Genomic DNA, 18,953 nt, shown 5'->3' on the forward strand with positions numbered 1-18,953 from the left:
TAATAATACTATAAAAAATATTATTAAAATATTTGATCCTGAATTAAGATTTTTTATAATATTTTTATAAGAGCTTCTCATCTTAAGTTTACATAAAAAACTATAAAACACATTAGCTATTATAAAAAATAAAGCTATAATTATCAACGTAATAAAAATTCTTTTAACTTCCTCAAAATGTATTTCTCCATATGAACTCATAGTGAAATTTTCAAACTTTAATGATTCTATAAATGGATTTTGAAGATAATTTATTAATTCGTTGTAATCAATAATTAAATTTGCTCTAGAAACTCCTGTAATATTAACTAACTCATACTTATCTATAATAAACTTATATATAAATCTAAGATTTAATGATATTATTGTAGCAATTGATATAATTGCTACAGCTGTAAATATACTAATTAATATTCTAACAAAAATATTTAAATATAATATTTTATCACCCTTTTTATCCATAATCCCTCCTATAAATCTTTATAATTTTATCACATTTATTTCATTTATGGAATATTTTTCAATTAATATATAAAAAATAACAATCTTTTATTAATTAAGATTGCTATCTATACAAAATGCTTTTCTATTTTATATTTCCTAAAAAACATTTATCCTTAATTTTTTTATCCCTATTATCAAAAGGATTATTTATAAGTGCCTTACAATACAAACTAGGATAATTTTTACTTAAATATTTCATATACTCTGCCCACTCTATTGTCAAGTATTTATATACTGCCATCAAATCAGTTTCTATATGCTTTATTTCATATTCTTCAATCTCTTCACAGTATCTTGTATCTAACTCTTCCTTTAAATGCATTATAGTCATTAACATTTCTGTAAATGTCTCATGCTCTAATAAATTTCCATTAGAGATTAAGTTAATCAATAAATCCTTATTATTATCTAATCTATTTCTTATATTTTTCAAATCAATCTTTTCTATATTGATTTCATAATCATATTGAAGAATATCCTGATGTAACTTTGCAAAAGACTTATCACACCATGTATCAGATGTTATAGTTCTATGGTTAGACATAACGCCATGAGCGTCACCCTTTACTATATCCGATAATAGCTTTGTTCCAAGTTCAGTATAAAATAATCCTATAAGCATATTCAACTTTTCTAATAGATGCTCTTTTTCTCTTCTTTCAAGCATTTTATCAATTACTATTGTAGTAAAAAATACTTCTAATGGAATAAATGCTATATCTGCAACTAAAAATATCATTGTATGATGTATATCCTTAAAAATTAGAACATGTACATAATGTAAAATTACAGATAATAATACAAGTCCAGCGCCTATTAAAATTGTTTCCTTTGTTCTTTTCTTCAAATTTTTCCTCCCTATTTCTTATTTTTATTGAAATCTTTTACTAGTGTTTTATAGTATATCAGCTTGTCTCATTATAGTAAAGTCTTATATAATTTGCTACAAAATTAATGATCCAAAACTAGAATATAAAATTAAAATATTTATTTTAATTTTATATTCTATCTGTGGATCATTAATTTTAATTTAAATTTATATTTTATAAATTATTGTAATTCATCATCTTCTGAATGTGCTACAAATACTTTTGTAGGATCAATTTCTAACTCCTCACAAGCCTGATTAAGATTGCATCCAGTCTCATCCATATATTTTGCTACGTAAGCGTTAACATCAATTTGTGAATAAACATTTTCCATACTACATTCCTCCCTAATACTTTTAATTTAATAACTTTTAAAATTACATCATATGTAATTAAGTAATTTATATTTATTATATATTCCAACTAATTAAAATATTCCTACCTTCTCCTTCCCCCTTTCAATTTACTATTTTATAAAAATTCTGATAATTATGATTATTCTATATCTTTCCTTATTTTCCTTCTAATAAATGTAATTTTTTTATCTTATATATTTTTATAAAAAAATTAACAGAGTATTTTTTTACTAAAATTCTCCTTTAAGATTTTTGTTTTATGATATAATATACCTTATACTATAAAAATACGCTAACATCAGGACGGTGAAATAATTGAAAATACATTTTGATAAGAAGCTGTTGAAATATTCAGTATATGTTACCTTAACAGCCATTGCTATTTATTTAGCCTTAACTATAATGTCTAATATAGGTACCATCTTTACTACTACATTTAATATTATTGGAACTACACTAAAACTAATTAAACCTTTAATTATTGCTATAGTTATAGCTTATTTGTTATATCCATTAACAAAAATTATAGAAAATTTTCTAAGAACAAATACTTTATATAAAATAAAAACTCAATCTGCTAGAAGAGTTATTGCCATTGTATCTTCTTACCTTTTAATAATCGGTATTGTATTAGCTTTAATTTGGGGTATTTATTTTATGATTGGCGGACAACTTTCTAAAAATACTACACTAACAAATATAATGTCAGATATATCATCATATTTAAACACTAATTCATTTTCTACTTCATCAATAGAAGATACACTAAAAAACTTAAATATACCTTTTATTGATAACTTACAACCATATATAATTCAAATAGTAGATACAGTGCAAAAATACATTATGACTAACCTTGGAAATATGACTTCTAATATTATGTCTATAGGTAGTAGTATTGCTTCATTCTTTATTGCAATTATTATAAGTATTTATATTCTTAAAGATTCTGAATACTTTATCAGCTTATGGAAAAAGTTATATTATTTAATTTTTAGAAGTAGCCATACAGGAAAGAAACTTTCTGAAACATTTTCTCTAGTAAATGATGTGTTTTCAAAGTTCATTCGCGGTCAATTATTAGAGGCATTTTGTGTTGGAATATTATCAGCAATAGCTTTATCTATAGTTGGTATAGATTATGCCGTTGTAATAGGACTTATTGCAGGAATTTGTAATATGATACCTTATGTTGGTCCTTTAGTTGGTACTATTTTAGCAGCCGTCATGGGCTTATTAAGCGGAAAGCCTATAAAAGTTATTTATGCTGTTATAGCAATGCTTGTTGTACAACAAGTTGATAATAATTTATTAGCACCTAAAATAGTTGGAAATAGCGTTGGACTTCATGCTGTATTTACTATGATGGCAATTTTAGTAGGAGGTAACATAGGCGGATTACTTGGAATGTTGCTTGCTGTTCCAATTGCAGCTTCTATTAGAGTTTTATTTAATAAGTGGTATGATGAATATACCAGTTCAAATATATCAGAAGAGTAAATTTTACTATAAAATAAAAAAAGTCTGAAATTCAGACTTTTTTTATTTTATAATAATTAACATTATAATACACAGCTCAATAGCATAGTTGCTATGCCTCCTATTATTACTGTTTGTCCTATTTTTATATTATCAATCTTCATAATAGCATATAAAAATCCACCCATAACTAGAAGTACACCTGCATATAATATTACATCAAAATATTCATTTAAATTACTTTTAGAAATAAGAAAACTTATTAGCATTACACCTAATGTAATTGCTACTCCATACCATTCTTCTCTAACCCTTTCTTTACATTTATTCACTTTTACTCCCATCTCCTTTATTATTTATCCCCTATTTATAATTAATTTTATATAAATTACCAATAAAATATATACCCCACTATAATTTTACCATATTATTCCAAATTGTGGTATATAAATTATTTTACATAAATATAAAAGTCTCACTTCCGTGAGACCTTTATATTTATGTAAAATTAGATTTTTAATTTAAGTTATTCAAATACTTTAGCTATTGTCTTTTTCCCATTACACTTCCATTTAATCTGATTTTTACAGCTATCACAAGTTATAATTCCATTAGCTTCACAACTTGGCTCCTCAAAAATTATTTTTCCACACTTTGGACATAAAACATCATCCATAATAACTCTCCTTATTTTTTTAACTATACTTATATATTTCTATTATTAATAATATAGATATTATTATACATTTATAATACTTAACTTTTGAAATATTTGCATTAAAGCTCCAATATTTTTATTAAATATTTGTAAAACTGTGTTATAATTTGTAAATAGGGTATTAAATTTTTCCTAACCTTTAGATAAAGTTAATACTACACCTAAATCTAAAAATTCAGTTTCTAAAAAAAATATCATATTTTATTTATAATATATTAATAAATATATTGACATAATTGATAAATTTGTAATAAAATCACTATAAGGAAATTACGAATGTTTTAATATTTTTAAATAATATTATTCGACTTATATTAGGAAGGATGTGAATTTATTTCGTAAATATTTTATCAATATTGCGAAATCAAGCCTATGATTGACAATTTACTTTACACTATACCAAAAGAAAATCATACAAAAGAACAAGTAAAAGAAATTTTATCTAATCATCCAGAAATAAAATTCGTATCATTTGTTGGTATTGACCTTTCTGGAAATGATACAGACGAAAAAATTCCAGTTAATTTATTTTTAGATGACTTAGACTCATTCTTACATGGAGTTGCAGTTCAAACTGACGGATCATCAGTTGTTTTACCAGGGATAGCAACATTAAACAATGCAAAAGTAGATATGATTGCAGACTTAAATTGTAAATGGTTTGTTGATTATAACTATGATTTTATTGATAAATCAACAAATAAACCTGTAGGTACTTTAAGGATTCCTTGTTTTTTATATCACGATAATAAGCCTGTAGATTCAAGAAACATCTTAAATAACGCAGTTAAAACTTTTAAAGATAATTTATGGAATATATTTGAAACACATCCTGAAGTTTTAGATATTTATAACATAAAAAAAGATGATATAGATGAAATTGTAATAACTTCAGCTACCGAATTAGAATTCTGGGTTAGAACTCCAAACACTGATGCTGAACTTGAAGAATTATCAACTTCTCAAGTGCTTCATGAACAGTATTGGACAAGAACTAAGGGTAAAGTTCGTACTGCTTTAGAAGAAAGCTTATTATTAATGGAAGCCTATGGATTTGAACCTGAAATGGGACATAAAGAAGTTGGTGGAGTTAGAGCTAAATTAGATGCTTCTGGTAACTTTAATCATGTAATGGAACAAATCGAAGTAGACTGGAAATATTCAGATGCAGTTCAAGCTGCTGATAATGAACTATTTATAAAAATATTAGTTCAAGAAACTTATAGAAGATATGGTTTAGATGTTACATTTATGGCTAAACCAATTGATGGTGTTGCTGGTTCTGGTATGCATGTTCATGTAGGAATTAGCTTAAAACTTAAAAATGGTAAAAGAATAAACTTGTTCCATACTACTAAGGATCATTTCCTAAGTGTTCTTGGATATGGTTCATTAATGGGTCTTCTTAAAAACTATGAAGTTATGAATCCATTTATCTCTTCAACTAATAATTCTTTAAAAAGATTAAAACCTGGATTTGAAGCTCCAGTTTGTATAGTTACTTCTCTTGGTTTATCTCCAAGTAATCCATCTAGAAATAGATCTATACTTGTTGGACTTATTAGAGACCTAGCTAACCCTTTAGCTACAAGATTTGAATTACGTTCTCCAAATCCACATTCAAACGCCTATATAACTATAGCCGTATGTTACATGGCTATGCTTGATGGTATTCTTTATGCAGTAAATAATAATAAAACTGATGATGAATTATTAGCTGAACTTTCTAAAGAATATGGTGCTGATGCAGATTATTTAGAAAAAAATAGAAAATATAGAGCTGAAGAAGATGTATTTGAAGATTTTACGGAAGAAGAAAGAAACAAATACTTTAGCAAGGCTCCAGCTACAATCTATGAAAATATTAGCGCTTTAGATAGATACCCTGAAAAAGTAGAAGTCTTAAAAAGAAATGGCGTATTAACTGACCAACTTATTAATAGCTTTAAAATAGCAACTATTAAAAGATGGAAAATGGAAATAGCTCATAGAATAGTAAATAAATTTACTGCTGAAATAAGAGCTTGTAAATGCCTTCATGATGCAAATAAAGCTTTAGATTTAGATTTAACTAATTGGATGAAAATTCATGAATTAAGACTTTATATAATGAAAGATACTAATTCTACTAAGAGTCTATTTACAAGACTTAAAGATGCAATTAATGAAGATAACTTAGCAGTTGCATCTGATCTTTATTTAGAATTAGAAGATAAAATGAGCTTATTAAGAAATATGTACTCTTCTTACAAGAAGAATTTATTAGATATTTAAATATAGAAAAATGAACTGCTAAAAATAGCAGTTCATTTTTTTATTATTATTTTATATATTTTTATGTATTCTTTCCATATAAAATGTAATAATCATAGTCATAGCATAATCATAAATTAAAAAAATTGGCTGTGCTACTATCCATAATATTATAAATGAAACAGTTCTTGCTGAAGCATCAAAAAAGTTTCCTATTAATGCTTCTAATCCATCCATTATATTTATGCCTAAAATATTCTGCATTATTACAAAAGCAACTATAAATACTATATTAAAGAAAACTAATTTAAATACTATTTCTAATTTTTCTTTTCTAATTCTTTCTACAAAATATTTTACTATTCCATATGCTCCAAAGAAAATAAAGTATAAAAATGATATATTAATTGGCACTAATAAAAAAGCAATTAAACTAGATGCTATATATACAAATATAGATGTTTGAACATTACTTCTTATAATACATACTGGTATTAAAGCTGAAGCAACTGTTAATATAGCTAATGTACTTATCGGCAATATTGAAGTTGCATATAATACTATAATTGTTAGTGCTACTAAAATTCCACCAAGAGCTATATCCTTAGCCTTCATAAAACCACCCCTTTAGTTAAATTGTGAAGCAATTTATTCCTATTATTACTTATCTATTTAACAACAGCCTATAAGATCTCCACCAAAACATTCACATAATGAATCTAAACACCATAAATTCATACAACAATCACAACTATTCATATTCCCATTTGAAGTTCTATAAGTTTGACTATATCCTCTGCTTCTTGCTTGTAATTGTTGAAGTGCTTGCCTATACTCAAAATTATTTGGATCCATAGAACATGCCCTTTGTATATTATTATAAGCTGATTCAAACCAACCCTTTGCCATCATCACATTTCCGTATAAATAATACCATTCTGCATCTCTTTGCTTTATGGCATTAAGCTTTGATTCTGCAACAGATATATTTCTCATTTGAATAAGACTTCTTACCTCTGCATATATAGGTGTATTACTACTATATGAATTAGCTCCTGTTGATGAAGAGCTATAATTTGAGTCTCCCCCAGAATTTTTGAGCATTTCATAAGCCTGATTTATTTCAGCTAATTTTTCCTGAGCTAAATCCTTAAGTGGATTATCTACATATTGATCTGGATGATATTGCTTTACTAATTTTCTATAAGCTGATTTTATTTCTTCTTGAGAAGCTCCTTGCTTCACTCCTAATACCTCATACGGATTCATTATAAAACACTCCTTTTATCCTATGCTATCATTATATATTACATGTTTAAAACAAAATATTAATATTTATTCTTTTTATCCTTACAGTTACAATTATTAATTATCTTCTCATACTTATCCATCATTCCAAGATTAATTATATTTTCTAATATTGCTCTATTTCTCTTTAGTGGTAACTTATTTAAAGCTTCTTTGCAATTATATCCACAATTCAAAATAGTAAATTCCATTCTTGGCTTAATTTGTTCTAATAAATCTTCGTAGCTTTTATTATTCTTATTATATAAATAATTTATTGGATTAAATTTATCTTTTTCTATATCTTCTTTTAAATCATCCAAAGCATCTATTAAATAAATCCACTTTCCAAGGGCATAGCCTAAATCATAAAGTTCATATCTTAATTCATCACGATCATCATCTATTTCTTCAGGGTATAACTCTAGAATTTTAGCTACTATTAAACTAAAAGGATGTGAAATCTCATCAATTGATGAAAATTCCTTATTTTTTTCTAAATTAGATAGCATATTTAAATTTTCTTCTATTATATCATTAATCATAGTAACATTTCTGTTAAATTTTCGTTTATACGGAGATAAAGCAACACTTTCAACTTTACTTTTTAGGCTTTTATCATCATTTACATCATCAATTAATTTATAATATACAAGTGAAACATTCATAGCAGCTGTATATTCTAAAGCTTTATTATTTATAATCATAGGTTTATTTTTTAATGGATGAGCCATACACTTTTTAAATTCAATATTAGGCTCTTCACTATGTAATGCATCTAAAAGCAATCCCAAAAATGCCATATCATAATTTAAAGCAAATCTCGGAATATTTCCAAACTTCTTCTTAATATGCATACATACACCACAATAATATCCTCTAAACATTTCATATTCCCTTATTTTCAATTCAGGCTTAAGTGGAGTCACATACCCAAACAAATAATCACTCCTTTAATATGTATTATTTCATAAATTCAGTATAATTTATTTACAAATATTAATCAATTTATACCAGTATATTTAGATGGTATATTATTAACTTTAATAAGTAAATAAATAAAAATAGCTCCTTAAAATATTTTCTTAAGGAACTATTTCTTTAATTAAAAGCTTCCGCCCCCACCACCATGTGTATTGCCGCTACTTGATGTATGGGTTGAGCTTCCGCCTCCACCACTATTATTATTCTTTTCAATTTTAGTTTTAGTAGTAAATGTACTAACAAAAATATCTCTTCTTTTAGTAAATACTATAGAATTATTATCAACATAATTTGTACTAGAGACTGACTTTGAGTTTTTATAAGAATTTACTACACAAATACATGTAACTCCTGCTACTATAGCTGCTGATACTAAAGCAATCAACACTATTTTCACTGTATTATCTTCTTCACTATAAGTATACTGACCTTCTGGTATTCCATTATTAATGTAATGTTTTATATCTGTTAAAAATATATTACATGCATCAAAATACTCTCCATTACTTAAATATTTGCTTATATCAGCAATAATAGATTCTATTCTATCATCAGTAAAATATTCAATTGCATCTCCACTAGTTGAAATCCATATATTTCTGTCATCCATATCTATTAATAATAGTAATCCACTTTTATTATAGCCTAATCCATATCCATTATAATCATAGTAATCATCAGCATAATCCCTAGGCTTTTTTCCTTCTAAATCATTTGATGTAACTATTACTGCATCCATATTATATTCTTTTCTAAACACTTCAATTGATTCCATCAATTGATTTCTTTCATCTTGTGATAAAAGCTTAGCCTCATCTACAACTGGATTTACATTAGCCATAACTAAAAAGCTAGATGATAAAATTAAAATTAGTATACTAATAAAAGGTATTAGCTTTTTTCTTACATTTTTCATATAATACTACCTCCTATAAATACTAATAAAAATACAATTATAAAAATTACTAAAAATAGTATAAACATTTTTCCTTTAGATACAGGTAAAGCACCAAATACTTTTCCTGTCTGACCATTCATAGCAAAAATATAATTTTTTCCTCCTAAGCTGTATGTCATCATCCATATAGGCATTAATGCATAATTACAAGAAGTTTTATTAAAATTTTCATGTGTTCCTACAACATCAACTATTGAATATCCATTTATTGAATTCCTTAATATATCATTAGTTCCTATCTTTATTTTATTTTCTATTAAAGGTAAAACTTCTTCTTTTGTTTTATCATATTTCTCTGAAAAGAATCCTGGTAAATATGCAGTAGAAAACTCTTTAAATCCTTTAGAGTCATATGGTTCTATACTTTCCATAACACTATTATCCATTTTACTTGATGCATTTCCAGGTACATTATTAAAAGTTAAACTTGCTTCTCTATAAATATTGTATATATCTGTTTTAGTATATTTATAATCTCCGCTAACCCAAGTTTTAATCTTTTTACCTCTAGCACTCATCTGCCCAGTAACATTAGAGTCTACTAACCAAAATGGAATATAAATTCCTGTTATTTTTTCTAATTGCTTATGTGAAGAAAATTCTTTAGGTAAAAACCATTTCTTCTTACTCCACTCTATAAAATTTTCAATAGCCTTATCCTTATCTATTTTAAATGGAATAACTTTTGAAGGCTTAAATTCTCCATTAAATTTATCACTTAAAACTACAGGTCCATGACAATAACAACAAAATGTAGCTGTAGTATTTATATCAGCTACTATCTCTGCACCACATCTTGGACATGAATACATTCTAGTCCTTTCTCCTATGTTATCCCACTCTTCATTATAGTCTTGTTCTAAATTCTCTGCTTTTATATGATCATTTTTTGAATTATTCAATTTTTCTATTTCATCTATTGTAAATTCACTTAGACAAAAATCACATTTACCTTTTTGTAATTCTGGATCAAATTTAATTTCTGCCCCACAGTTAGGACATTTATATGAAGTAACTGACATCTCTTCCCCCTAAAGTAATATTTTTCATCTATAAAATTATACCATATAAATTTACACTTTATTCAAAATAATACTATCTATTTTATTTATATACTTGAAATAAAATAACTCTAATTTATTAGAACATCTATTTAAAATTTGTCTATATATTTTTATTAAATTTTCAATTTACTCTATTATAATATTCAAGGTAAATAGTCCATATTTATACTTTTTATTTTTCTTGACTTTTATTTATCGATATGCTTTAACCTCTTTAATTCAAACTATTACGAGTATTTTTCCATTATTTCTCTTTTGATTTTTGGAATTTTGAACCTTGTTATATTGTTCCACGTAAGTTTGACAGCATTTTTGATATGTAGTATAAACTAGGTGCAGGACGAAGGAATTAAATTCACAATCTTGGAGGTGTATTTTCTGTTTAAGAAAATTTTTGTTTTAACAACTTCACTTGCTCTATCAATGTTTGGTATAAATGAATTTTATGCTAGTGCAAGTGTTTTAAATAATACAAATAAAAAAGTTGTTAATATTAGTTATTTAGAAAACCATAATGATAATAATGATTTAAATTCAAATACTATTTCAACTAATGAAGCTAATACAGCAATAGTTGCTTCTGATAATGATTCAATTATCAAGGATATTGCTTCAGATACTAATTCAAATATTGAATTTACTTCTACAGTTGATAATATGATGAATGATATGTCTATCTATAATAAAAAAGTTGAAGAAGAAAAAGTTAAAGAGGCCGCTGAAGCTAAGGCTAAAGCAGATGCTGAAGCTACTGCTAAGGCAGAAGCTAAAGCTCAAGAGGCTAAAGAAAATGAAGTTAAAGAAACTAACTCTTCATATAAAGCTACTTTTAACATGGAAGCTACTGCTTATACTGGAGATACTACTACTGCCACTGGCGTTACCCCTGTACGTAACCCAAATGGAGTTAGTACTATTGCTGTAGATCCATCAATAATTCCTTTAGGTTCAAAAGTTTATATCCCTGGATACGGTGAGGCTATTGCTGCTGATACCGGTGGTGCTATAAAAGGCCATAGAATAGATTTGTTTTTAAATTCCGAAAATGAATGCGAAAACTGGGGAAGACAAAATGTCACGTTATATGTCCTTGCTTACCCAGGTGAATGGTAAAAATATTTAGTAATAATTTATTAGCTACTGTTCATACTAATTAAAGTAATGTTTTTTATACTTTAATTAGGAGGGTTAATTTTGCTAATACCTAAATTCATTTTTTGTATACATAAATACAATTCTGAAATAATAAAAAATATCTGTTTCAAAGGTGGTTATTACGAAAAGTTAACTTGTAAAAAGTGTGGTAAAATTAAAAACCTTTATTGGTAATACAAAAGAGGCTATATAAATAATCAACGGGTTCCGTTTTAAGGTGCAAAGTAATGTAATCACCTATAAAATCACACCTAAAATCGCAGCCATAATCACAAAGTTAAAATAGCAAAAAATGGAGTTAAGATTCTTAACTCCATTTTTATTTAATTCGCAATACTTTAAGATTGTTCATCAAATTCTAATCACTAAATTGGAATTTATCGAGGAGTACAAGCTATAATTTAATACTTAGATTGTTTACAAAATAATTATACCAACATCAACTATCTTTATCATTACTAAATATATAAAGAAAAAAGTAAACTCTTACTTATTTAAATTATAAGCAAGAGTTCACATTTTCTATTTATTTAAAACTTCCTTAAAATATTTTCTTAAGCTAATCAAATATAATAATACTTGAATAATAAAGCCTACTAAAAGCACTATTAAAGCTTTACTCATTAATAATTTAGTCATTCCAGAGTTTGATACCATGATATATAGGAAATATAAACCTAGACTTCCCCCAATAATTATTGGAGCAAAGAAAGTTATTGCTAATTCCTTTTTAATTGTTGCTTTTATCTCACTTTGTATAATTCCAATTCTATTTAATGATATAATTCTTTCCTCTTCATCCTTTATATCAGAAAATACCTTATAGTAAAGTACTACTCCATTAGCAATAACAAATAACAAACCAATGAATATCATAGTAAATAGCATCATACCATTATTGTCTAGCTGCATTCTGACAAGTTCTTCTCTATAAATAGGTCTGTATGATTCTATTGTACCTCTTTCATCATCACTTATTTTTCCACCCCAGATACTACCTTCTTTCCAATAGGAATTATCTAAGTTATTTATATCTTTTAAATAGCTCATTAATTCATTGAAGGCAATATCTTTATTCTTAACATTCATTAAATGCAAATTCTTAATAGAGCTTTCTGTGAAATTTACTTTTAACGATTCATAAGCTTCATCATCAATAACTAATGCGCTGCCAGAATAATATTCTCCACAATATCTAAAGTTTGTAAATCTAACATTTTTCTCTTCTTTAATGTTAGTATCTTTTATTTCCCACTTAAAGTTATCTCCAATAATATTATCTAAACTTTCTCTACTTATAGAATAGCTGTGGTCAGCAGAAGCTTCTCTAACTTCATCTAACTTTTCTTCTGTAAGGTTTGTTAAGATTGCAGTCGGATGCTCAAACTCTAATCTTTCATTGGCTACCGTTATATATAATGCTTCATCCTCTTTTATATCTACCTTAGCTCCCATATGGTTATTATAATTCGACTCACTAATTACTGGTTGCCCATCTGTCCAAAAGCTTAATGTATTACCATTTTCTCTAAAAATAGGTACTTCCACAAATTCTAATACATTGTACTTTTCAATGTTTCCATTAGCACTATTTATTGCTTCTTCAAGATTATCTTTATCTACTCTATTGTATTTATCACTTTCTACAAACATAATTTCAAAAGGATTATCATTATTTACATACTCTCTAGTTGATGCGTAAATTGAGTAGCTATATCCCACAAAGAACATTGCTCCAGCTACTAGTAATGATAGTACATATAAAATATTTTTATACCCTAAAAATCTATGAGATAAATTAGATAAAACTAATAAATTCCTATTGTATATATTTGGCATTTTGCTAAATATTTTCTTAATTATAGCTATAAATGATCCTATTATTAAATAAGGACAAATCATTATTATAACAACAAATACACCTATCATATAAGATTGTTCTTTAAACATCTCTTTAAGCATTGTCTTAGGTAAACAATATAAAGCTATTATTAATAAGATAACTGAAATACTACCAAGTAATAAATTTGATCCGGCAACTTCTTTCTTCTTCTCTGCCTTTATAGCATCAATAATAGATACGCTTCTTATATAGATTGCATTAAAGATAAAATTACATATAAATATTAGTGCAAAAATTCCTCCACTTAATAAGAAGCTTTTGTAATTTAGCTCATAAGGAATAGTTGTATCACTTAAAATTTTATTTAAGCCCATGTAAAATAGTCTCCCAAACAAAGCTCCGCTTAACATACCTGTAGCTAATGAAGCTATCATTATTCCTAGGTTTTCAAACAATATTAATTTAGTTAAATCCTTCGTAGTCATTCCTAAGGTTAAATACATTCCAAACTCTTTTCCTCTATTTTTAAGAAAAGATACGTTGGTATATGTAATAAATACTATTGAAAATAATATTACACCAATAAGTGCCATATTTACTGTTTCAGATATTGATGTTCTTCCCATATCATCTGCTATTAAAGGATTATAAATTAAGCTACCATACATAAAAAGCATGGCAATTATCAATGAATTTACAAAGTAAAATGATATATATTTATTAAAATTATGAGTAAAATTCTTTCGTACTATAGAAGAAAAAGTCATTAGTTTTCCCCTCCTATAACACTTTGGACTTCAAGTATTTTATCGAAAAACTTTTTTCTATCTCCATCAGACGTTATTTCCATCTTGATTTTACCATCTTTTATAAATATAATTCTTCTGCAAAATGAAGCTGCAAAAGGGTCATGGGTTACCATTAATACTGTACTTTTAATTTCATGGTTCATCTTGCTTATAGTTGTCATAATATTATTAGCTGACTTTGAATCTAAATTTCCTGTAGGTTCATCTGCAAATATAATATCTGGGTCATTTACTAAAGCTCTAGCGGCTGCTACTCTTTGCTTTTGACCTCCTGAAATATGATAAGGATATTTTTTCTTTAAATCTGCAATATTAAAGAAGCTCATTAAGTTATTTACACTTTTATTAATTTCTTTTGGATTCTTTTTATCTAAAATTAATGGCAGTGAAATATTTTCTTCAAGCGTTAAGCTATCTAAAAGATTAAAATCCTGAAATATATATCCTATATTTTTTCTCCTAAATAAAGCTAATTCATCTTTCTTCATTTTACTTATATCTTTGTTGCTTATACTAACCTTACCCGATGTACCTTTATCTACTCCCGAAAGAATATTAAGCAAAGTAGTTTTGCCACTTCCACTTGGTCCCATTATTCCAACAAACTCACCTTTATTAACAACTAAATTTACTCCACCTAAAGCTGTTACTTCCTTAGCTCCTTTAAAAGAGCTATACACCTTAGTTAAATTTTCAACATTTAAAATATCCATGTCTTCCTACCTCGCTTATATTATTATTTTGTGTTTTTCTTCTAAACACTTTCTAATATAAGTATAAAAGAGAGCTTAAAACTCTCTAATCGATAAACCTTACATAATCTTACATTTTTGAAAGGTTACAGGTCTAATATATTATCTTTAAATACTATCTTAAACTCTGTTCCAATACCTACTTGTGAAGCTAGACTTAAGCTATGTCCTAATTTTTTAGCTATTATCTTAACCATATAAAGTCCTATACCAGTTGAGCTTCTTTCTTTTCTTCCATTATTTCCTGTAAAAAATGGTTCAAAAACTCTTGGTAAATCTTCTTTCCTAATACCTATTCCTGCATCCTTAATTAAAAGTTCAATATCCTCATTATTTCTAACTGCAGATATTTCTATGTTATTACCTTTTTTATCTTTAGAGTATTTTATAGCATTAGCAATTATTTGCTCTAGCATATATGTACACCATTTTTTATCTGTATAAATATTAATATCATCTTCTATATCAACTTTTGGGAATACACCTTTATATATAAAATCTCTTTTTTTTGAGTTAACTACAATATTTACTATATCCTTTAGATTGCAGGATGTAGTTATATAATCTCTTGAAAAATCATCTAATCTTAATACATTTAAACATTCCTCTAAATTCTTTTTCAGGATATTATTTTCTTCTTTTATATCCTGAACATATTTATTGCTTCCATTAGTTAGTTCATTCTTCTCACAAGCTAAATCAATTATAGTTATAGATGTTTTCATATTATGAATCCATTGTGAAAATAACTGCTCTCTTTCATCTATTTCCTGTTTTAATATATCAATTCTATTTAAATATCCTCTATGAATATTACTAATAGTATTTAAAATCTCCTCTTCATCTGAGGTTAAATTTGTGTTTGTATAATTAGGACTAACTTCACTATCTTTTAATTTTTCTTGAAATACTCTATATTTGATAAGCTCAAAAATAAAATATATACTTATGATAAAAGCACTAAGCATCACTGGGTATATTACTTCGCTATTTTCAAATAGTAAGTAATAAAATAAGATAATAACTGAAGTATTCATTGCAAGTGCTAATAGCTCTCTGCTTTTAGCCTTACCTACCTTAATTATCAATTCCATTAAATACATAGCCTACTCCTCTTTTAGTTACAATTGCATTTTCAATATCTAAATCATTTAATTTTTTCTTAACTCTTGTCATGTTTACAGTTAAGGTATTATCGTCAACAAAAACTGTATCATCCCATAATGCTTCAAGGATTTCTTCTCTAGTAACTACTTTGCCCGTGTTACTTAACAAAATATTAAGTATCCTATATTCGTTTTTTGTAAGCTCAATAATTTTATCTTTGCATCTTAATTTCATACTTTCATGAATTAGAGCTAAAGCTGTATCCTCTTTATTGATTATCTGCTTATTGCTATTACTTATATCTATGTACTCATTAGTTCTTCTTAACAAGGCATTTATCTTTGCTAGTAATATTCCAATAACAAAAGGTTTGGTTACATAGTCATCTGCACCTAACTCCATTCCTCTTATTTGTTCACCTTCATCACTTCTTGCAGACAAGATAATTACTGGTGTTTTATATTTTTTTCTAATAAGTCTTAGGTAATAAAATCCATCAAACTTTGGCAAATTTATATCTAATATTATCAAATTAGCATTTACTGTATTTACTATATCCATCACATTATCAAAATCATCTATTGTTGTGATTTTATAATCATAAACCTCTAAATATTCACTTATATATTTTTTTAGCTTTACATCATCTTCTATTAATAAGATCTTCATAGTTACCTCTCAATTTCATTTGTTCTTTATTAATGATACTATAAAATTCTATTTTTTCGAATATATTTTTAGTTATATAAATAAAAACTCCTAACCAATACTGAAAGCTATGGTTAAGGAATTTAAAAATATTGATTATAATTAAATTATCTACAACATGGAAGTTAAAACATAAACACACCGATAAATTCCTATTCATCGAGTAGTTTAATAATCAACTAACTCGCATAATAATACAATTCTTCACCACTTATTTACTATTATATTAACATAATTTACAAAACATTCCATAAACCCTTACTCATAAAGATATTACTTATGAAATTCACATATGTATTCACAAATCTAATAGATTTATTATTTTTTAAAAACACTTGTGATTTTGTATGCGATTATGAATGTGATTTTTGATACATATAGGTATTTAAAATAATGCTAATCTTAGTATTTAAGCCAAAAAATAAGAGAAACCAACTATGTGATTTCATGTGTGAATCATAGTGTGATTTCTCTTCAGATTTTTACCTTTTTAGCAACTTTTGCACCCAGAAACGGAACCCGTTGATAAATAATTAGCCTCTTTTTTATTAAACTATTTAATTAATTCTGCATATTTAGCTTCTGCATCTGATGCAACTTCACTATTAAGTATAAATAATGAAACTAAATTTCCATCAACTCTTACTTCTGCATTTTCAGCAACTTCTTTTTCTTCAGGATAAAAAGCATTTCCTATTTTATCTTGTAATATTTCCTCAACTGAAGCTTTAACAGCATCAACTTTTCCATCCTTAGCCTTAACTACTACAATTAATCCTGGTCCTGGAGATATTTGTGTTTCTAATATACCATAATCTTCTACATCATCTAAATTTAAGTGATATATGTCTTTTGCCATATTATCATCTATTTCCCCAGGCATTCTTACATATCCTTCTTCATTTAATTTTTCCACAACCTCTTTTGCAGAAATTGAAGAGTTTTGTTGAGCACCTTGTTCTGTTGCTGAATCATTTCCTGAGTTTTTATTTCCACATCCAGTTAAAGTTGCTCCAACCATAACTGCTATTAACATGCTTACTAATATCTTTTTCACTTTTATAACCTCACTTCATTAATTTTTTATCTTAATTGTTTTATCACTTATTAGACTATCTTAATATTAGAATTGTTCCCAACATTCAAAAAAATTTTTCACATTTTTAATTTCCATTTATTTACAATAACTATTTTTTTAATTATACTTATACTTAGGAAGTATATTTTTCCTTTAAGGCCGAATTTGAAATGAGGTGATTTGTATAGACAATAATAATTTCGACTTAAACTCAAGACGAAAATTACTTCATGAACGAAAAAGAAAAAGACAAAAAATATTTTGGCTTGTAATTTTATCAATTCCATTAACAATAATACTAATAGCCATAATTAATATTATGTCAAATAGAAACAATACTGTTGCAACCTTTAATCTAGCTATACCAAAAACTGAAGAAAAAAAACTTTATACTGTATGCATAGATCCTGGTCATGGTGATTGGGATTATGGAGCTATAAGTCCAAATGGTACTGCTGAAAAAGATATTACACTAGCTGTTTCATTAAAATTAGGTGATCTGTTAGAAAAAGAAGGAAACTTCAAAGTTGTTTATACTCGTTCCACAGATACCATGAATTGGATCGAAACTGCTAACGATAGCTTAAAAGAAAGAATAAAAATATCTAAAATATGTAATGCAGATATCTTTGTATCTATCCATTGTAACTATAGTTCTGATTCCAATGAAATATTAGGAGTTGAAACTTGGTATAATCCTTCTGATGATAGTAGTCTAACCTTATCTAAATACTTGCAACAAGCTCTAATTGATTTAGATTATACTACTAATCGTGGTGTAAAATCATATGTTCCTGGTGAGGAACTTGCCGTTTTAGAATTAAACACTACAACTTCAGCCTTAGTAGAATTAGGTTTCCTAACAAACTCTTCCGACGAAAAATTTCTTTCTTCTGATGCTGGACAAATAAAATGTGCTAATGCACTTTTTGAAGCAATAGTTGAATATAGAGATGATACTAATTAAGATAATAATAAACCACAATATATAGCTATTTCTATCTATATATTGTGGCTAATTCACTTTAT

Annotated in this window: 18 protein-coding genes and 1 pseudogene; 4 read left to right on the plus strand and 15 right to left on the minus strand. The window is 26.5% G+C overall.

What is annotated here, in order from left to right; genetic code table 11:
- The 3 genes from I4V51_RS05110 to I4V51_RS05120 all read right to left on the minus strand — a co-directional run.
- A partial coding sequence (locus tag I4V51_RS05110; RefSeq protein WP_195987241.1) for a DUF1461 domain-containing protein occupies positions 1–462 on the minus strand: 462 nt, incomplete at its 3' end.
- A gap of 124 nt (positions 463–586) precedes the next feature.
- Positions 587–1,351: a hypothetical protein gene (locus tag I4V51_RS05115; protein ID WP_195987242.1), complete on the minus strand. Its 765-nt coding sequence runs from the start codon at positions 1,349–1,351 to the stop codon at positions 587–589.
- 203 nt (positions 1,352–1,554) lie between these two features.
- Positions 1,555–1,707, minus strand: coding sequence for a hypothetical protein (locus I4V51_RS05120; RefSeq protein ID WP_195987243.1), 153 nt, complete (start codon positions 1,705–1,707; stop codon positions 1,555–1,557).
- 337 nt (positions 1,708–2,044) lie between these two features.
- Here I4V51_RS05120 and I4V51_RS05125 point away from each other — a divergent pair, with 337 nt between their 5' ends.
- On the plus strand, positions 2,045–3,229 hold the full coding sequence (locus I4V51_RS05125; protein WP_195987244.1) for an AI-2E family transporter: 1,185 nt from the start codon (positions 2,045–2,047) through the stop codon (positions 3,227–3,229).
- Between the two features lie 62 nt (positions 3,230–3,291).
- Here I4V51_RS05125 and I4V51_RS05130 read toward each other — a convergent pair whose 3' ends face one another.
- Complete coding sequence (locus I4V51_RS05130; RefSeq protein ID WP_195987245.1) at positions 3,292–3,540, minus strand: hypothetical protein; 249 nt, start codon at positions 3,538–3,540, stop codon at positions 3,292–3,294.
- Between the two features lie 194 nt (positions 3,541–3,734).
- The gene (locus tag I4V51_RS05135) at positions 3,735–3,884 is read right to left on the minus strand and encodes a hypothetical protein (protein WP_195987246.1); all 150 of its coding nucleotides are present in this window, start codon (positions 3,882–3,884) and stop codon (positions 3,735–3,737) included.
- 414 nt (positions 3,885–4,298) lie between these two features.
- Here I4V51_RS05135 and I4V51_RS05140 point away from each other — a divergent pair, with 414 nt between their 5' ends.
- A complete protein-coding gene (locus I4V51_RS05140; protein WP_195987247.1) occupies positions 4,299–6,200 on the plus strand; it encodes a glutamine synthetase in 1,902 nt (633 codons plus the stop codon).
- 51 nt (positions 6,201–6,251) lie between these two features.
- Here I4V51_RS05140 and I4V51_RS05145 read toward each other — a convergent pair whose 3' ends face one another.
- The 5 genes from I4V51_RS05145 to I4V51_RS05165 all read right to left on the minus strand — a co-directional run bounded on the left by I4V51_RS05145 (position 6,252) and on the right by I4V51_RS05165 (position 10,430).
- Positions 6,252–6,794, minus strand: a complete 543-nt coding sequence (locus I4V51_RS05145) for a DUF2232 domain-containing protein (RefSeq protein WP_195987248.1) — start codon at positions 6,792–6,794, stop codon at positions 6,252–6,254.
- Positions 6,795–6,851: 57 nt separating this feature from the next.
- On the minus strand, positions 6,852–7,448 hold the full coding sequence (locus tag I4V51_RS05150; protein WP_195987249.1) for a J domain-containing protein: 597 nt from the start codon (positions 7,446–7,448) through the stop codon (positions 6,852–6,854).
- A gap of 59 nt (positions 7,449–7,507) precedes the next feature.
- Entirely contained in the window at positions 7,508–8,407 is a 900-nt protein-coding gene (locus I4V51_RS05155; protein WP_195987250.1) for a DUF5685 family protein, read from the minus strand.
- A 164-nt stretch (positions 8,408–8,571) separates the two neighbouring features.
- Positions 8,572–9,366, minus strand: coding sequence for a TPM domain-containing protein (locus I4V51_RS05160; protein WP_195987251.1), 795 nt, complete (start codon positions 9,364–9,366; stop codon positions 8,572–8,574).
- Positions 9,363–10,430, minus strand: coding sequence for a hypothetical protein (locus tag I4V51_RS05165; RefSeq protein ID WP_195987252.1), 1,068 nt, complete (start codon positions 10,428–10,430; stop codon positions 9,363–9,365). Before I4V51_RS05165 ends, I4V51_RS05160 begins: the two co-directional genes overlap by 4 nt.
- An 876-nt stretch (positions 10,431–11,306) precedes the next feature.
- Between I4V51_RS05165 and I4V51_RS21100 the strand changes: the two are divergent.
- Positions 11,307–11,585, plus strand: a pseudogene (locus I4V51_RS21100) (3D domain-containing protein); the annotation flags it as partial.
- Positions 11,586–12,149: 564 nt separating this feature from the next.
- Here the strand turns inward: I4V51_RS21100 and I4V51_RS05175 are convergent.
- From I4V51_RS05175 to I4V51_RS05195, 5 genes are all read right to left on the minus strand, one after another.
- On the minus strand, positions 12,150–14,237 hold the full coding sequence (locus I4V51_RS05175) for an ABC transporter permease (protein WP_195987253.1): 2,088 nt from the start codon (positions 14,235–14,237) through the stop codon (positions 12,150–12,152).
- Positions 14,237–14,992: an ABC transporter ATP-binding protein gene (locus I4V51_RS05180; RefSeq protein WP_195987254.1), complete on the minus strand. Its 756-nt coding sequence runs from the start codon at positions 14,990–14,992 to the stop codon at positions 14,237–14,239. The genes I4V51_RS05175 and I4V51_RS05180 overlap by 1 nt, the downstream gene beginning before the upstream one ends.
- A gap of 125 nt (positions 14,993–15,117) precedes the next feature.
- Positions 15,118–16,134: a sensor histidine kinase gene (locus I4V51_RS05185; RefSeq protein WP_195987255.1), complete on the minus strand. Its 1,017-nt coding sequence runs from the start codon at positions 16,132–16,134 to the stop codon at positions 15,118–15,120.
- Positions 16,109–16,807 carry a response regulator transcription factor gene (locus I4V51_RS05190; protein ID WP_195987256.1) on the minus strand — a complete coding sequence of 233 codons (699 nt, stop codon included), beginning with the start codon at positions 16,805–16,807 and terminating at the stop codon, positions 16,109–16,111. The genes I4V51_RS05185 and I4V51_RS05190 overlap by 26 nt, the downstream gene beginning before the upstream one ends.
- 592 nt (positions 16,808–17,399) lie before the next feature.
- Positions 17,400–17,903, minus strand: coding sequence for a DUF4358 domain-containing protein (locus I4V51_RS05195; protein ID WP_195987257.1), 504 nt, complete (start codon positions 17,901–17,903; stop codon positions 17,400–17,402).
- A gap of 196 nt (positions 17,904–18,099) precedes the next feature.
- On the opposite strand from I4V51_RS05195, the gene I4V51_RS05200 reads away from it, so the two are divergent.
- Positions 18,100–18,891 carry an N-acetylmuramoyl-L-alanine amidase gene (locus I4V51_RS05200; RefSeq protein WP_347708643.1) on the plus strand — a complete coding sequence of 264 codons (792 nt, stop codon included), beginning with the start codon at positions 18,100–18,102 and terminating at the stop codon, positions 18,889–18,891.
- Positions 18,892–18,953: the final 62 nt, after the last annotated feature.

The sequence above is a fragment of the Clostridium sp. D53t1_180928_C8 genome, assembly GCF_015667795.1.
Taxonomy (GTDB): domain Bacteria; phylum Bacillota; class Clostridia; order Clostridiales; family Clostridiaceae; genus Clostridium.

Excerpts from the sequence above, each read along its gene's own strand:
- I4V51_RS05120 (WP_195987243.1), bottom strand. The coding sequence starts at position 1,707 with ATGGAAAATGTTTATTCACAAATTGATGTTAACGCTTACGTAGCAAAA.
- I4V51_RS05135 (WP_195987246.1), bottom strand. The coding sequence starts at position 3,884 with ATGGATGATGTTTTATGTCCAAAGTGTGGAAAAATAATTTTTGAGGAG.
- I4V51_RS05140 (WP_195987247.1), top strand. The coding sequence starts at position 4,299 with ATGATTGACAATTTACTTTACACTATACCAAAAGAAAATCATACAAAA.
- I4V51_RS05145 (WP_195987248.1), bottom strand. The coding sequence starts at position 6,794 with ATGAAGGCTAAGGATATAGCTCTTGGTGGAATTTTAGTAGCACTAACA.
- I4V51_RS05150 (WP_195987249.1), bottom strand. The coding sequence starts at position 7,448 with ATGAATCCGTATGAGGTATTAGGAGTGAAGCAAGGAGCTTCTCAAGAA.
- I4V51_RS05160 (WP_195987251.1), bottom strand. The coding sequence starts at position 9,366 with ATGAAAAATGTAAGAAAAAAGCTAATACCTTTTATTAGTATACTAATT.
- I4V51_RS05165 (WP_195987252.1), bottom strand. The coding sequence starts at position 10,430 with ATGTCAGTTACTTCATATAAATGTCCTAACTGTGGGGCAGAAATTAAA.
- I4V51_RS05175 (WP_195987253.1), bottom strand. The coding sequence starts at position 14,237 with ATGACTTTTTCTTCTATAGTACGAAAGAATTTTACTCATAATTTTAAT.
- I4V51_RS05180 (WP_195987254.1), bottom strand. The coding sequence starts at position 14,992 with ATGGATATTTTAAATGTTGAAAATTTAACTAAGGTGTATAGCTCTTTT.
- I4V51_RS05185 (WP_195987255.1), bottom strand. The coding sequence starts at position 16,134 with ATGTATTTAATGGAATTGATAATTAAGGTAGGTAAGGCTAAAAGCAGA.
- I4V51_RS05190 (WP_195987256.1), bottom strand. The coding sequence starts at position 16,807 with ATGAAGATCTTATTAATAGAAGATGATGTAAAGCTAAAAAAATATATA.